This window comes from Nocardioides pelophilus, assembly GCF_014180685.1.
In the GTDB taxonomy this organism is placed as follows: Bacteria; Actinomycetota; Actinomycetes; order Propionibacteriales; family Nocardioidaceae; genus Nocardioides; species Nocardioides pelophilus.
This window is the reverse complement of record NZ_JACEHF010000001.1, coordinates 125,670-141,393: the sequence shown is the minus strand read 5'-3', so window position 1 is coordinate 141,393 and position 15,724 is coordinate 125,670. Positions and strand designations below refer to the sequence as shown.

At 63.9% G+C, this 15,724-nt stretch carries 10 protein-coding genes; 6 read left to right on the top strand and 4 right to left on the bottom strand.

What is annotated here, in order from left to right; all coding sequences use genetic code 11:
- Positions 1-2 precede the first annotated feature (2 nt).
- The 6 genes from H0488_RS00645 to dpdD are packed head-to-tail and all read left to right on the top strand — an operon-like array spanning position 3 to position 11,714.
- Complete coding sequence (locus H0488_RS00645; RefSeq protein WP_183097379.1) at positions 3-875, top strand: hypothetical protein; 873 nt, start codon at positions 3-5, stop codon at positions 873-875.
- Positions 875-3,949, top strand: coding sequence for an ATP-binding protein (locus tag H0488_RS00640; RefSeq protein WP_183097378.1), 3,075 nt, complete (start codon positions 875-877; stop codon positions 3,947-3,949). Before H0488_RS00645 ends, H0488_RS00640 begins: the two co-directional genes overlap by 1 nt.
- Positions 3,950-3,969: 20 nt before the next feature.
- The gene (locus tag H0488_RS00635; RefSeq protein ID WP_183097377.1) at positions 3,970-4,650 is read left to right on the top strand and encodes a hypothetical protein; all 681 of its coding nucleotides are present in this window, start codon (positions 3,970-3,972) and stop codon (positions 4,648-4,650) included.
- Positions 4,643-9,022 (top strand): protein DpdJ, encoded by a 4,380-nt coding sequence (gene dpdJ / locus H0488_RS00630; RefSeq protein WP_183097376.1) that lies wholly within the window; start codon positions 4,643-4,645, stop codon positions 9,020-9,022. The genes H0488_RS00635 and dpdJ overlap by 8 nt, the downstream gene beginning before the upstream one ends.
- Entirely contained in the window at positions 9,019-9,549 is a 531-nt protein-coding gene (dpdK, locus tag H0488_RS00625; protein ID WP_183097375.1) for a phospholipase D-like domain-containing protein DpdK, read from the top strand. Before dpdJ ends, dpdK begins: the two co-directional genes overlap by 4 nt.
- A gap of 56 nt (positions 9,550-9,605) precedes the next feature.
- The gene (gene dpdD, locus H0488_RS00620) at positions 9,606-11,714 is read left to right on the top strand and encodes a protein DpdD (RefSeq protein WP_183097374.1); all 2,109 of its coding nucleotides are present in this window, start codon (positions 9,606-9,608) and stop codon (positions 11,712-11,714) included.
- Positions 11,715-11,720: 6 nt separating this feature from the next.
- On the opposite strand, the gene dbpB (H0488_RS00615) is transcribed toward dpdD, so the two are convergent.
- Genes dbpB (H0488_RS00615) through H0488_RS00600 form a run of 4 tightly spaced genes read right to left on the bottom strand, consistent with a single transcriptional unit; the run spans position 11,721 to position 15,635 of the window.
- Positions 11,721-12,830 (bottom strand): DGQHR domain-containing protein DpdB, encoded by a 1,110-nt coding sequence (gene dbpB / locus H0488_RS00615; RefSeq protein ID WP_183097373.1) that lies wholly within the window; start codon positions 12,828-12,830, stop codon positions 11,721-11,723.
- Entirely contained in the window at positions 12,830-14,056 is a 1,227-nt protein-coding gene (dpdA, locus tag H0488_RS00610) for a tRNA-guanine transglycosylase DpdA (RefSeq protein WP_183097372.1), read from the bottom strand. Before dpdA ends, dbpB (H0488_RS00615) begins: the two co-directional genes overlap by 1 nt.
- Positions 14,053-15,189 (bottom strand): DGQHR domain-containing protein DpdB, encoded by a 1,137-nt coding sequence (gene dbpB / locus H0488_RS00605; protein WP_312856158.1) that lies wholly within the window; start codon positions 15,187-15,189, stop codon positions 14,053-14,055. The genes dpdA and dbpB (H0488_RS00605) overlap by 4 nt, the downstream gene beginning before the upstream one ends.
- The gene (locus H0488_RS00600; RefSeq protein ID WP_183097371.1) at positions 15,186-15,635 is read right to left on the bottom strand and encodes a hypothetical protein; all 450 of its coding nucleotides are present in this window, start codon (positions 15,633-15,635) and stop codon (positions 15,186-15,188) included. The genes dbpB (H0488_RS00605) and H0488_RS00600 overlap by 4 nt, the downstream gene beginning before the upstream one ends.
- Between the last annotated feature and the right edge of the window lie 89 nt (positions 15,636-15,724).

Genomic DNA, 15,724 nt, shown 5'->3' with positions numbered 1-15,724 from the left:
ATGTGGATTACCTACGAGGCCAAGCGACTGCGAGTGCGGTCGGCCTGTTCGTGATCTGCCGCTACCTCAGCGCATTCGCTGAGGGCCGCGCAGAGGAGGACCTGCGACGATCGCTTCAGTTGCTGCGAACGGGCGGCACCTCGTCCGACGAGGCGGGTGCCGTCCTCGTTGCGTCTCTCGCGATCGGTGACGGCCTCGGCATCATCGGGCGGGAGAGTTCGTCCTCCCCATGGAAGGTTGACACCGACCTCGCGAATGGCCTGAAGGCGGCGGGCGATCGGTGGCCATGGTTCCGCGGCGAACTGCTTCGCCGTATCGCGGAGCATGGAAAGCGTGAGTTGGAGTCGGAGGGGAAGGCGCCCGACCTGGTTCTCGGCCTGACGTGGTTCCTACAACTCAATCCGCTAAGCCCCCTTCAGACGGACTGGGGCCTGGGGCCTGAGCCGTTGGTGGAAGCGCTCGCCTTCGACGCGGTGTCCAGGAGTGACCAGTGGCGCCCGTTCCTGCGCTGGGCGGTTGCACTTGGCCTCGCTCGGCGCTCGGATACCGGCGCCGCGAAGGTGGTCGTCCCCGACGCGACGACGGCGATCGCCGATCAACTCGAGTCGCTTCCCGCCTCGGGAAGCGCTCGCGATTGGCTCTCGGCATTGCGGGAGCGCCTGCCGTTACTGGGCTCACCGACCCTCCTCGCGGCGCTCCCGAAGGGCGGTCCGGCATGGGACGAGTTGCCCGCCGGAGTGGTGCTTGCTCTGCTCAAGCTCGAGAGAATGGGTGTTCTGTCGCTCGAGCCTTCGGATGACGCCTCGGACGTCATCTCGGTCGGATTGGGGTCCTCGGCGCGCCAAGTCGGACGGATCACGGTGAGGAGCACCTAATGGCCGAGAGTTCGATGACGAGGTTCCGATGCTGGAGCGCCGACGGTGTCGCGCGGACGGTATTCTCCGATATCGGTGCGCTGGCGGGGGACGCGGATGCGGTGTTTCTCGCCGCGCACACGCCGGTCGAACTCGAGCACCGCAAGGGAGCAGAAGTCGGTTTAGGCGGCTCCGGAGAGGCACAAGTACTCGAGGCCTTGATGAGCCGGATCGGCGACCTTGAGCGGAACACGCTTGTCGCGGTAATCGGTCCCTCGGGCAGCGGTAAGAGCCACGTCGTGCGTTGGGTGCACTCGCACCTGCCCGCGGACGATCCCAGATTCCACATTCTGTATGTCCCTCGAGCGGTGCAAACGCTCCGCGAGCTTCTGCGGCGCATTATCGAGGGTCTTCCGGGTGTCGAGGGCGACAACCTCATGAGCCGCGTCGACGATGCGATCTCCAACGTCCGGCCCGGCGAGCTTCAAGACCGCCTGGTCAACGAGATGCAGATCGCCCTGAACTGGACACTCGATGATCGTGCGGCGTACGACGGCGAGGCCCCTGACGAAGCGGCGGCGCGCGAGGATCGCAACAGCATGCTTGGCACGAAGGACGAAGAGACCGGCGGCAGGCGCGACGGACTCGCCGACCTCATCGATATACCGCTCGTCAAGGAGGCGCTGCTGCGTCCTGAGGGTCGCCTAAGCCAGTTGGTACGGTCCTACTTCGATGAAACATCCCGACGCGATGACAACGACGAGATCTTCACTCGGGACGATCTTCCAATCAAGGCGCGGGGCGTCCGCACTGCCCTGGCTGGGCGCCGCGAACTAGCCGAACTGTGGGCGGTGATCGCACGTCAGCCGGACGACGCGATTGACCTCCTTGAAGAGGCACTACGCACCGCTCTTCCCAGGACAGTCGGCCTGCGATCAACGGGGGGCGAAACCCTCGACTCACTTTTCCGGGAGTCGCGCAAGGCGCTCCGCGCGCAGGGACGAGACCTCGTGCTCGTCTTCGAGGACTTGGCCCAGTTCGGACTTGTCGACGGCGAGCTCTACGACCAGTTCGTCACGCAACCGGGTGACGAACTCGCCCCGTTGCGAGTGGTCTTCGCAGTGACGGACGCACCGTACCGACGAATGGAGCGCACCGTCCGCGGGCGGGTCGAGCACGAGTTCCATGTGGGCGGATCCGCACTCGCTGACCCTGCCAAATTCATCGGCCGCTACCTCAACCTGGTTCGCGTCGGGCGGGAGGAGACGCAGAGTCTGTGGGCGCCCGGCAAGGATCGCAAGGCTGGTCCAAGTTGGATGGTGAACGCGTGCGACACCCGAGAGGAGGGGCAGGTTTGCCGCGTCCGTGACACGTGCCATGCGGCGTTCGGCAGCGTCGCCATCGAGGGACTCGGTCATGTGGGCCTCTACCCGTACAACGACGCGGCGCTCCGCCGAGCATTCTCGGAGGCCGAGGCGCTAGCCGCCAACGAGGGACGTCCGATCACTCCACGTGACGTTGTGCAACTTTGCTTCGAGACGATTCTTCCAGAGGCCGACGCACATATCGCCGCGGGCGACTTTCCGCACGAGCGGACACGTCAGCAGTTCGACTTCAAGGTCCGCATGGCGAAGGACGCACTCGTGACGGCCAACCCGTCGTCCGATCCCGAGCGCAACTACCGGGCTCTGGTCATCTGGGGTGACGAGTCGCCACTGCCGGCGGGGATCCTCGAAGCGTTCGATCTCGACGGCGCACCAAGGGCCGCCGAAACTACGACGAAGCCCACCCGGCCGACCCAGCCGGAAGGAGAGGAACTTGACCTCCCGAACCCGCTCCTCCCGTTGTTCCAGTGGCAGGTGGGCGACGGCCTGCCGGAAGACGACGTCAACTTCTACCGGAGCACGCTGCGTGCGCTCACGGTCGATCGACTGCAGTTAGACCAGTCGCTCGTCCACATCTACAAGGGCCGGGGGAAGGAGATGCTCGAGAGCATCTTCAACGTGACCTCGTTCGACATCGAAGGGGCGCGCGGTCGTGTGGCTGGAGCGCACTCGGTTCGCTTCGCGCTCACGCGGAGTGCCGAAGACATGCGCGTTATGGCAGCGGCGCGATGGTTCCGCGATCACGGCCACTTCGATCCTGCGCGCGCGATTTGGCAGTGGCCGGAGGGCTACGACCCCACTCAGTTGCTGGTTGAGTTGGAGAGCCGTCTCGACGAGTGGGCGTCCAAGGTGAGGGCGCGCTTCCTCGAACTGACGGGCGGCACCAGACTCGCGCGGCAAGCCGTCGGCGTACGCGTGGTTGCACTGGCGACTGCCGGCTGGAACGCAGCGGCGCTCACCACGACATCGGCAGTTCTCAAACCGCCGGACGAGTCTCGCTTGAGGCCAAGCGATGCATGGGCAGGCGCAGATGAGGTGGCATCGAGGATCCTTGTGTCGCTGAAGGTGGAGGAGTACGTCGGTGAGTTCGCCGCCGTTCGGCAAGGCGAGACCGGACAGCCACAACTGATCGACCCGCGCGACCTCGATGACGCCATCGGGGAGTTCCTGGCTGACCCGAAGAAGGCACTCGACGAAGTGGCAGCTTCGAAGGCAGATCCGGTTTTGGCTCAGGCTGCCCAGGATCTCGTGGCTGCTGTGGCCGCCGGTACCAGCCCCGCGGCGGAGTCGGCAAAGCAGGCGTACGAAACCGTCACCTCGCTGCTCGAGGGACATCCGCCCGCAGCCGTCGCGTTGGCGGCTGAAGAGGTCAGTGTGCTGGCAAGGGACGGTGGCCTCTTCCGGCCCCAAGACAAATGGCTGGATTTCCGCGCTGCCCTCGAACTCATTTCCGGGGCGACGCTCGACGACGTACCGATCATCGGCGATGGGGATATCGGAGCAGTGGTGTATCGCCAGCGCGCAATACGTGAGCTTGAGCGGCTCGCGAAGGCATTGACGTTCGTGAAGCACGTCGTGGGGGAGACGAAGAAGGAGTCCGAGCGAGGAGGCGGTCACGCCGGAGATGTCTCGACCCTCCGCGCCCAAGTGAAGACACAAGTCGAAGAGTTGGCGACGCTCGCCAATTCTCTTGGACCGGGGGGCAAGTGATGGCGACAGACGGAGCAGGGGTGTCGTGGATTGCTTCCGCTGAAGAGGCGGTGCAACTCGCAAAGAATGCCGACGAGGCGCGGCGCCAAGTCGCTCTCTTGGAGGAAGCGAGGACGGATCTAGAACGACTGATCGCCGAGTTTCGCGTGCTCGTCGAGGGCGTCTCGGTGGTGCGGCCGTTCGGGTGGGAAGGGAAGTACCCAAGCCCAGATCTCGCCCGTGACCTAGCCGAAGCAGCGGCCTCGCTGGACTCGCGTCCTCTGAACCGCGTTATCAAGGCCCTTGAACGCTTCCGAGGGGATGTCCACATCGCTGTAAAGGAGCGGTGGAGCGCTTATGCCTCTCATCGGCTTGGAGACGTGACTGATCTCCTCAGCCTCTCCGAGACCTTGTCCGAGGTCGAGGGCATCGCGGGCATCTCACAGGAGCTGCGAACGGCGCTCGGAGAGTTGGCGCGTACGCAGAGTTCGGCTCCTTCGCAGCAGTCCGCCGAACTCCTGACTCGAGCCGAGGTGTCGTTGCGCAGGCTGGAGGAGTCGCTTAAGCCCGACTCAGTACGACGGTTCCTCTCGGCTGTTGCGCGCGGAGGTGCCTCGATCGAACTCATGACAGCGGATGTCATCGATTGGCTGAAGTCGCACAACGCGCTCGACCGTTTCAGGATCGTCGCGGGCTCGCCGGTAGATGATGCTGATGTCTGAGTTGCTCCAGAAGGCGCTGACTGCGATCGAACTCCGCGAGGCTGCGCTGCTTGCCTGGGGTGCGGTCGGTGCTCAGTGGCATCGCGACGAACTGGTGGACGTGCTCCGTGCTTACGGAGATGGCGAACGACTGCTCGACGAGATGTTGGAGTTGGCCCTGGTCGTCGAGACGCCGTCCGGCGGGTATCGCTCACGAAGTGCCGAGACGGTCCGACTGTTGGCGACGCTACGGCAGGCGTTCCGCGGGGAAGCAGTGCTTTCGGGACGGCCGCTCGTCCTCGACTATCGCTTGCTCCAACGACCTCGCCGTCGCCCCCGGCGCGACGTTCCCGCGGCTGTCTTCGAGACTGCGGTCGGTGACTCACTCGCCTCCGCGGGCATCGACGCGCTCCGAGCGCTCACCCCACACCACGTCTCCGCATTCCAGCAGCGGTCCACTCAGCAGGTTCTCGAGGCACTGAGCACGAGGGAGGCGGCTGGCGTCGTGGTCACCGCCGGCACGGGAAGCGGAAAGACCCTTGCCTTTTACATGCCGATGCTGGCCTGGATCTGCGACAACGCCGGTCGCCCACCGGGTGTACTCGCCCTCGCCCTCTATCCGCGCAACGAGCTGCTAAAGGACCAGTTGCGCGCGCTCGTCGCGTACGCAATGCGACTTCAGGGAATCGGCGGCGACTCGAGCCCCGTTACCCTCGCGACATGGTTCGGCGCCACGCCCGCGTCGGCCAAACTCGTCCGCGACGGTAGAGCCGACTCGTGGCGCAAAGTGGCCGGCGGCTATGTCTGCCCGTTCTTGCATTGCCCGAACGAGGACTGCGAGGACGGCGCGCTCGTTTGGCCGATTCAGGAACTCCGAACCGGCACCGAGTTGCTCAGGTGTACGGCGTGTGGCACCGAGGTCCCCGGGAGCCTTTTGCGCCTGACGCGCGAATCCGCTCGATCGCACCCACCCAGAGTGATGCTCAGCACCACCGAGTCGCTCAACCGACAACTGTCTTCGCCGGGCAACCTGCGTGCATTCGGCGTCGTTCACAGCGGGCTTCGGGCTGTCTTGCTGGACGAGGTTCATACCTACGAAGGAACAACCGGCGCGCAGAACGCCTACCTATTTCGTCGCTTGCGCAAGGCACTTGGCTACGAGCCACTGTGGGCCGGCCTGTCGGCAACCCTTACGGACGCAGCGGGGTTCTTCGGCCGTCTCGTTGATCTTGATGCTGGTCGCGTCTCGGTCGTCGAACCGGATCCTTCTGAGCTGGAAGAGTCCGGGGCTGAGTACTTGATGGCGCTGCGCCACAACCCGCACGGCAACACAGGGACGCTCTCGACCACGATCCAGGCGGCGATGGCTCTGTCGCGTTCGCTAGACCCGATGGTCGGGAATCCCTTTAACCCGCCAGTCGACTCAGGTGGGATCTTCGGTAGCCGCCTCTTCGCCTTCACGGACAAGCTCGACAGTACGAACCGCTTGTACTGGGACGTGCTCGACGCGGAAGGCTGGGCATGGCCCGGTCAGGTGAAGCAGAACACGAGCCCACTCACGTTGGCCCACTTACGGTCTCATGATCAGAGTTCCATTCAGCCACCCCGGAAGGAGGATCCCAGCCTTCGCGACCCGGAGGGTCAGTACTGGTGGCTTGCCGAGACGCTGGGGCACGAGATCGACGGCGACGTGCAGAAGGGCATTGGTCGAACGAGTTCTCAGGACACTGGTGTTGCGTCAGACGCGGAGATTGTGGTTGCGACCGCCAGCCTGGAAGTGGGGTTCGATGACGACCGCGTCGGTGCGGTACTTCAGCACAAGGCTCCGCATGATGTCGCGCAGTTCCTCCAACGTAAGGGTCGCGCGGGACGAAACGCTTCTACGCGGCCATGGACTGTGGTGGTTCTCAGCGACTGGGGTCGCGATCGTGATGCCTGGGACGCCTACGATGCGCTCTTCAGCCCCATTGTGCCGCCCCGTTCTTTGCCCTTGGGGAACCTCTACGTCCTGCGAATTCAAGCGGTCTACAGCCTGCTCGACTGGCTCGCGCAGCGGCTGGGGTACGGACGGAATTCGACCTGGGCAGACAGTTCGGGTCCTGCCGATCTGCTCGCCAAGGACCCCAGGTGGAGGCCGAAGACACAGGAACGGCAAACAAAGCTGGCCGATCTTCTTGCTGCACTTCTCCGTGACGGGCCTGAGCGCACCTCATTGACCCGCCACCTTCGTCGAAGTCTGTCTCTCGGAAACGGGACGGTTGCCGACGTTACGGTCGACAAGATTCTCTGGGAGGCGCCACGGCCGTTACTGGCGGCAGTTGTTCCAACTCTGCGCCGCAGGCTTCGGGATCAGTGGAACGCCGAACGACCTGCTGATGACGACTCTGGCGTGAGGACGCGCACACCTCTGCGTGAGTTTGTACCGGGAAACCTCTTCGACGAACTGCTCGTCCCGGATGTGGAGTTCCAGGTGCCTTGGGCGCGAGGCGAGACCACCGTCGAGCACCTTCCCGCGCTCCGGGCGATTCGTGAGTTCCTTCCGGGCAATGTTTCGCGGCACTTCGGAGTTTGGGCTGCCAACAAGCGCCATTGGGTGGCTCTACCGCCCGAACTCGACACCGACGGCACCCATCTCGTCGACGTGGCGACGTTCGGCGGCATTCCCATCGATGACGTTGTGACAGACGGACGTGTCACACACGTGTTTGCTCCGAGCCGCGTCGCTCTGGCGTCGGTACCGCCGGAGGTCAGTGATGCGTCGTCCATGCGCGCCGATTGGAACTTCAACGCAACACCTCTTGGGGCGGGGACACCCCTGCCAGTCGCGGGTGCTGCCTGCGGCTTCTTCCCAGCTATTACTGCCCACCTGCACAGTCAAGGTGGCGGTGTACGCCTGGTCCGTTACGCGGAATCGGGACGAGGCGTGCTCTGGCTGAACGGCCAGTCCAACCCGAAGCGAATTCGGTTCTGCGCGGGCAGTGACGGGTCCTGGGAGCAAGCCGCACTCGGGGTCGAGATTCATGCCGATGCTCTCCACGGTCGTGTGGCTCTGCCGTCCTTTGACGCCGGTCCAACGCCCGCCGAGCGCGCCGAGTGGATGCGCGAACTTATAGAGAGCGACCCTGGATTCCCCGACGAAATGTCCACATTCGACCGGAGCGGTCTGGCGGATGCGGCCGAAGCGTTCGCCGCCGTGTGGGACTGGAGCGCTGGCCACCCTGACGACCGGCAGTTCGCCGACGAGATGCGGCGAGTGGGGACCGTGCTTGGTCTGATCGACCCGGCGAATCCCGGCACCCTCTCGGCATGGATCGGGGACGCGGACGTGCTCGGAAGCGTGCTCAGTCACCTGATCGGTTCCCGCGCCCCTCGGCGTTCCGACGAGTGGCTGGCGTGGAATGAGCGACGCTTCACATTAAGCGCTGCCCACACCTTGCTAGACGCACTCGTTGCCGGCAATGGCCATGTCGATGCCGACGACCTTCTGATTGATGTCGACCCACACGAGAGCGCCACGTTCTACATCTCAGAGCAGTCGCCCGGCGGTACCGGTCAGATCGAAGCCCTCGCGGTCGATCTGATCGAGGGACCAGAGCGGTTGCCGATGGCACTGGCCGATGTGCTTCGTCCCACCGATCTTGAACTGCTCGACGACCAACTGCGTGCGGTGATCGACTGCACCGATGTGTCTGTGCAAGGCGCTGTAGCTGCCCTGGCCGACAGTTGGCCGGAAGGGCACGACGCGGTGCGGCGTGCCGCCGTGGGATTGGACACCGCCCTCGAGAGCTCTGGGCTTGTGCTGGAGCACCCTGGGAAGATCGCGCTCTCCACGCGCCTCGCAGGTCCGGGAGCAGATCCGGCCTTCCTGGGAGAGGTGAGAGAGTGGCTGCAGGCCCGTGACGCCGCCGAACGTCGGAGCGGTCTCGAAATCGAGCCTCGGACTTTGGCTGCTCTCCTGGCTAGCCGTGACAGCGTTGACCCGTATCTGCACCTTGAGAGCCCCGACGAGATGAAACGCGCGCGTGCAATCGCGAACGTGCTGTGGCCTCGGGGCCGCTCTGCACGTTCGACCCGTAGCTTCAACCCGTACGCCGGACGTGGCGACGGATCGATCGAGCTGCTCCGCGCACATTGGCACTCGCCGGTCGAGAGTCTCGAGTTCACCGCCTGGAACGACGGGAGCAGATCCGAGGCCCATAGGCTCCTTCGTGCCCACGGCGAACTTCTCCTGCGCGTTCCAGCGGCGTCCAAGCGAGCACTTCGAACCGCCGTGATCGACCTCCACACGACACCGATCGAGGTAGGTCCGCTGTGGTGCTATCCAGAAGTGCTCGGCGTACACGACCGTGGCGCCCTCGCCGAAGCCCGGCTCGCGCTGAGGGAGACTTGGTGAATCGCGTCATCCGGAAGTCGCAAAGCGCCAGCGCAACTGAGGCGGCTGACCTCCTTGCCGGCCTATTCAGTGCCGAGCTCTGCTTCCCAAGCAAGTGCCTCTGGCTCGTCTCGCCTTGGGTCTCCGATGTGGAACTACTCGACAACACCGCGGGGAACTTCGACGCGCTGACTCGCTTCGGCAAGCGAAGAATCCGACTTGCGGAGATCCTGGTGGCTCTTGCTGAGAAGGATGCACACATCGTCGTCGGCACGACGACTGACGATCACAACACGCGCTTCCTCGAGAGGCTCAAGTTGCTGGCCGCAGATCTGCGTGTGGAGGGCCAGTTCACAATCGCCATTGATACGTCGAACAACCTCCACACCAAGGCCCTCACCGGAGACGACTTCGCTCTCGCGGGAAGCATGAATATCACTTTCAATGGCATCCAAGTCAGGGAAGAGTCCGTCGATCTCCGCACGGATCAGGGGTATGTAGCGCAAGCGCGCATGGATGCGTTCGACAGGTTTGGTGGTGTCCTGTGAGGATTGATACCGCTCTCCCTGACCTGATCGGCGACCTCGGTCGATTCGGAGCGTTCGTGGACCGCATCGAGGGGCTCGTCGAGTCTCAGGTCTCTAGGTTCCGAACGGGGGCGAGCGAGTGGCTCGTACTTCCGTGGACGAACGGCTTCTACCTCTTCAGCGAGGACAGCGAAGGTCAACGTCGCGGACGCGAGGTGGTCGTTGCATTCCTCGGTCCGGGCGTAGTGTCCGTCGACACGGTCACCGAATCACGCCTGAATGCGGAACTACCGCCTGCATGGAAGTCCACGGGCCTGGTCCGCGCGTCGTTCCTACGGCGGGTCGACCACAGGCCCAACGGAGCAGCGGAGATGCTGGCGCGACTCGAAGACATGGTCGCCTCGGTCGGAGGGCGCCAGTGGACGGCCTTGGAGATCAAGCCGACGAACAGTGAACTCCTTCGCGACTTCCGGTTAGCACTCCTGCGCCGGGACGACGATTCGGCCCGCAGTCTGCTCGACCAGATCGTTCTCAACGGCCATGTGAGCGCCGAAAATCTTCGTTACCTGCGAATTGAGTACTTCGCCGCGTTCGGGCGCTGGGCCGAGATGCGGGCAATGCCTTATATCAGCGCGCTGCTGCAGACGCGTCGCCCGAGGGCGATTTCGGAGACTTTGCTGCGAATGGTCTGGTGGACGGAACTCTCCGGACCAGAGCACGAGAACCCCCGCATCGCCTTCAACGAACGCGGCGTACTTGGGGAGTTCGGGCCGCTAGTGCGGTCCGTGCGCGTACCTTCCACGCCGGAAGGTCGCGGAGTGTGCTTCTTGGCGGCACTCGCGGACGAAGATGTCGAGTGGCAGACCTCGATTCTCGAGCGGGCCGAAGAGCCAGAAGAACGACACCGGTTGAAAGCGCTCGCCAGCGCACCCGAGCGTGAAGCGACGGCCACGCCAGCCGACCTGCCGGGTCACGCTCCAGTCCTTGTGCCAGTGGCCGACCCTGTTGCTGAGGCGTTTCGGGAAGGCCGACTCGCGGACGTGGTCTCGACCTTCATCACAGACCCCACTGCCAGGTATGCCGAACTTGCCTTGCAGGCCATCCTCGATTCTGGCGAGGTAGAGCACGCGCCACGCGTGCTCGCTGCGGTCCGTGATCTCGGGAAGCGCGGGGCACTCGAACTCACGAGGCACGGCAGAAGAGACCTGGCGGAGCTCGAGCAGTTCGTTGATGCCTCCTGCGCAGATTGGGTCGAATGGGCCAAGAGGCTCGCAGGCGACGTGAGATGGGCGGATGCGGCCGCGGTTGCCCGCAACAACGCGGAGGCTTGGCCGCAACTCGGAACTCTGGACGCCCAGCAACTCGCCGCCGTGTGCGATGCATTGCTCGAAGCGTCCGGAGGAACCAATGCGGATCAACTGCGGGCATGCATCGACCTACTGTGCCGGGAGTCGGCCCGCATCTTGGCCGGCGGCTCCTCGAACGACTTCTGTCAGGTCGTGCTGGCGTTGTTGTCGGAACAGGACAACTTCAGCGAAATGGTTCGCTCCGCCTACCTCGATCTCTTCGCCGCCTGGCTCGAAGTGGGTCCTTCGGCAGGGGAGTACGAAGAGGTGCTCGACCTAACCCTCAAGATCTGGCAGCGGATCGCGTCACCCAACGCGGTCGGATGGTGCATCAACGTACTTGAGCTCGTGGCCGATTCACCGTGCCCCGTTGATTCGAAGCGCACCGGGCTGGCGGTCTTGATGATCGATGGTGCCCGACTGCACTCCGGACGCTTGAGCTTCCGAGAACGGGTAGAGGTGGAAGTGCTCGCCGCCGGCCTCGGGTTGCCATCACAGGAAATTGAGGCGCCGAAGATTGAGCGCGACGTGTGGTCGGCACTCGACGGCAAGCTCGTCGGAATTTACTCGCTTCTGCCCCGCGTCGAGACCCACCTCAGGGCCCGTCTCGCGAAGCTATGTTCCGTCGGTGACGTGAAGGAGAACCACGACGAGGTCGCCACCCAAGCGCTCAAGTCCCTTGCAGAGAGGGCTGACTACTTCATTGTCGATACCTGGCATGCAGCGCACCAAGCCACGGGCGCGATTGACGCCGTGCGTCCGCGGGAGAAGCAGATCCTTCCGCGCTTGAAGGGCCACTCCGGCTTCTTGCGCGCCCTGGAAGAAGCGCTCGGCGGCTAGAACCAACTAGGCTCGTCGAACGGCCCGCAGCAGGTGACTCGACAGCAACCTCACATCGTTTGGGGTGTTCTGGATGCCGTTCCACCGACGCGGTTCGTCGCCACCCAGGTTCCACGATCCGCTCGTCCACGCGCAATGCTCCGCAAGCGCCGCGATTTTGTGCTCGATGCCAAGCTTCGGAAGTCGAGCAGCAGGCGTTCCGTCGGTCAAGGCGTCCATCACGTAGCCGAGTGCTTGAATGCCCGCGCCATGCGTGAGGCGTGACTTGGTGGGCGGGAGTTCCCATGCGTCGGGAAAGGTCACCTGCACGACGGTCCAGTAGTAGTTGAGATGCAACACGATCTGGTCGATGTCGCCGCTCCCGTCCACGGGATCGCGATATTGGTACAGGGCGCCGTCGTAGAGGCTGTTCTCGATCATCTTCAGGACGCTGTTGTCCTTGATGTAGCCATCGGCCATGGTGGGCGTTGCGATTCGTCCCGCAAACGGTTCGCCCTTCGCCCGTTGCCCGAAGTTCAAACGCGTGAGCACCTGCGCCGGCAACTGCTTCTTGGCGTATGCGGTCGGGAGATGCCCTTTGGTGTCCGGCAGGAGTTCATGGATGAGGCCCTTCGGCAGGGGCTTCGTGTTGTTCACCAAGATGAACTGCGAGCGCTGCTCCGCTTCGCCGTGGGCGATGAATCCGACTGCAGCGACTGCGAACTCGGCGAGGTCCGCATCGCGGATCGCGGCACTTCGCTGCTGCCCGTCCACGAGCCAAGCGGGCTTCTCGTCATCCGGCAGCGATTCATCGACAGGAATGACGAGTTCGCCGGCGGCGACGTAGTCAACGACGCTGCGGGAACCTACCGGCTCGAACTTCACCCGTTCATCGAAGGCAAGCACGATCGCGTTGGGAAGCATTGCCCCATCGGACTCGAGGTAACGGCGGATAGCTCGAATGTGGCTGAGCACCTCAGGACGCTGGTAGCCCTGGAGTTCGATGTCGTGACGGTGGACCCGACTGACTGTTGCGAAGTCGTGGATCTGCTTGCCATCGACGCCGAAAGTGTAGATGTACTGCTGTCCCTGACGGATCCGCAATGCGGGAAGCCGGATTTCGTAGCGATCGGCCATCAGGCTCTCCTCGTGTTGGACCTAAGAACACTCATGCGTTGAGCGAGCACCGACATGTTGTGGAACCCACGACGCTTGTTGCGTTCGGTGCCGCGGAAGATGGCGATCTCAACGCCATGTTGCGTGCACAGCTTGCAACGGCAGCGCGTCCAGGGCGCGTCCGCGAGTGTCTCGTCGTATGCAGCTAGATATGACTTCTTGGACTGGCACACCGCCTCGTACGCGCCGAGTGCGTCGATGCATGCCCGCCGGGCGCGCACGGTTCCGTCGTAGGCCCTGAGCGCCTTGAGGGCGTCGCGTTCGGCGGTCAACGCCTCCCTTTGGCTGACCGCGCCGGCGAGGATGGCGCGCTTGAGTGTTGGGTTGCCGTCGACTTGCGGGACTCGGATGGCTACGTAGGCCCGCTCAGCTGTGTGGTAGTTCTTCCGGTCGTCCATGAATGCCTGGCGGAACGCCGACGTGCTGTCGAAGCTTGCAACGCCGAAGTCGGCGAAGTCATCCATCGAGTCGATCCGCGTGATGCCGAGAAGATGCAGTTCGGTCTCGGGCTTGAGTACTTCATGGATGCGAGTGAGGCAGGCGAGGATCTGGTTGGTCTTGAGAGGGACCATGCCGCCCAGCGCGATTCGTTCGTATCCCATGTCCTGAAGGGCGTGCACGCTGTCGGCGAAGCTATCGGGACTCCAGCCCTGCGCGGCGCCAACCGGTTGCACGGTGCTTCGTCGTTCGCGGACTGCCTCGATGAACTGCTCGGCAAGCCTCAACGTCAGACGTCGACGTTCTGCCCACTGCGGGTCGACATCTGCTTCCGTGGCGCCCGGGGCGTAACCGAAAATGATGTGGTCGGTGCTGACCCCCGCATCGAAGCCGCACTCGTCGTAGAAGTCGAGGGTTTCCTCCGCCGTGACTGGAGGCACTTCTTCATCGACGTAGTTGAAGGCGCCGTTGTCGCCGAGCGTCTCCACCTCGTCTGGGAGGCGGAAGAAGCGCCGTACGCCCATCCGATACATGCGGGCGCGCTGGGCGCCCGAGTACTTGCCTGCGCCCTTGATGGAACCGTCGACGATCGACTTGCTGACAAGCACGCCGTGGTAAGGGGCCCGTTCAAGCACCTCGTGGGCGTATCGGTCGTCCCTTTGCCGGACTCGATGTGCCACGTACTCGTCGCGTAGGAAGTCGTAGGTCGGACTGACGAGGTCCTGGCTGTCTGGGAAGTAGAACTTCACTTTCGACCGGTCCGTTCAGCAAGGTACGTGCGCACGAGGTAGTTCGAGAGCGCGCTGATGTGTCGCGGCGTGTTCTGCAGGTCATTCCACGCGACACCCAGATCCTCCCAAGTGCCGCTAGTCCATCGGCATTTCTCCGCGATCAGCCCCAGTTCCTGCGCAGCGCGCTCCTGGGCCCGCGGGTCATCGTCGCGCACATGGGTCATCACCCGGTCCATGACCCGACCCATCGCCCGGATGCCAACCCCGTGCATGAGCCGACTCTTGTTCGCGGACTTGCCCCACGCCTCAGGGAACGTCTCTCGCACCGCCCCCCAGTAGGCCAAGAGCACCCGCCGGATGCCCTCGGTGTCGGTTGTCCCGCTGGCGATGTTTCGGTACGGGAAGAGAACCCCTGACGGTGACTCGACTGATTCGCGGATGGCCTCCACAAGGCTGGTGTCAGTGACGACGGCCCGCTTTTTCTCTTCGGCCCGCGTGGATGCTCGCCGGATCATCCCGCGGAAAGGCGAGTCCTTGTCCTGATTCAGCATGTCGACGAGCGCTGAGGGCAACTGTCTTGTGGCCATGCGTGCGGACGGCACGCTGGAGATCTCGGGCAGTAGTTCGGTGACGAGACCGGTTGGCAAAGGCTGAACGGTGTTCACGCGTAGGAACTGCTCACGCTGGAGCTCCAGGGTGGGAGCCACAAACCCAGCAACCGGGACGGGCAGGCGTCGGTTCCTGGTTCGAGCAAGCGCCAAACTGCGCTGCTGCCCATCAACGATCCATGCCGGTCGGGGACCTTCCCGGTCCGTCGCGATCGGGATCTCCAAGGTCCCAGCCACGGCGAGCCCGTCGGTCGTCGTCGGGCCGCGGCTGGACTTGAACTTGACCTCCGGTGGCAAAGCGAGGATGAGCCCGTTGGGGAAGAGGGGATCTTCGGAGTCCAGGTAATCCTGGATCTGCTTGACGTGCTTCTGCTTCTCGGGGCGCTGATAGCCGATCAACTTTCCCGCCTCGTCCCGGCCGATGCGGGCAACATCGGCAACCAGGTCGACCTCCTCGGCCGCGAGGGTGAACAGGTAAAGCGGCGTCTCGTCGCTCTGCAGCACCTTCAGCGCTCGGCGTATCAGCCAATCTGGGTTAGTCACCGGGCTGCCGCCTGTAGGAAGAGGTCTGAGAAGCGCCGCTGCTCGCAGGCCAAGCCCGAGTCCCGTAGCGACTTGAGAGCGCGAGTCTTGGAGATTGCCGGATCGTGTGTCCTGAGGGCACTGATGAACTCAAGCACTGCGCTGTCCGACATCGCCTTGCGGTTGTACTCCTCCTGGCGGCGTGAACGCTCCGACCAGTCGCGCCAAAGTACAGGGGCGTCTTCGGCAAATGGATCCGTGTTCCTCGTGAGCGTTAGCCACCGCGTAGCCGCGCGAAGGTTGAGGCTCGTCGTGGTGCCACCGAGGGCCTGGCGGAGCCAGCGATCTGATGCGATCCGGAAGTCATCGGGGATCTCCCGGGAGCCACCAAAGACCAGCAGTTCGCTGGGTGCGGTGCTTTCTAACAGGTCGGTTCCTATCGCCCGTGAGTAGCTCTCTGAGAGCACCCACAGGGCACGCCCGCCTACGGGGGCCGAAGTTCGGGGGAGTGCTCTCCACCAAGCCCGAGTCTCGGCCATCGAGACCGCAACTGAAT